Source organism: Variovorax sp. P2_H12 (assembly GCF_056403395.1).
In genome coordinates this window covers 1-359 of the sequence record NZ_JBFUFO010000331.1, presented here as the reverse complement: position 1 = coordinate 359, position 359 = coordinate 1, and the positions used below count along the sequence as shown (strand labels likewise).

Sequence of the window (359 nt, the reverse complement as noted above, 5' to 3'; positions counted from 1 at the left end):
GTTCCCGCGACTGCTCGGGGCTCAGCGCAGCCGCGTCGAGCCGATCGAGCAGGAGGCGGTACTGCGTCAGCTGGGCCTCGGAGTCGATGAACACCGGGCCGTGGGACTGGTCGAGTTGCGCGGTATCGAGTGCGGGCACCGGTCCGCGTACGTAGTACAGCGACTGACCCGAGCCCGGGTAGTACGTGGCTTCGAACGGGATCACGCGCATGGTCACGTGGGTCTGTTCGCTCATCTTCAACAGGTGCTGAAGCTGGGCGCGGGCCATACCTGGACCCCCGAACCGCATGCGGAGCGCAGCTTCATGAATGACCGCGTCATAAGGGGCGGCGTCCTGCCCGTACAACGCCGCCTGGCGT

General features: G+C 66.6%; 1 protein-coding gene. It reads right to left on the bottom strand.

The features are described from left to right. The coding region (locus AC1DYK_RS36365; RefSeq protein WP_478170684.1) for a DUF5753 domain-containing protein at window positions 1-346 on the bottom strand (346 nt) is incomplete at its 3' end. Window positions 347-359: the final 13 nt, after the last annotated feature.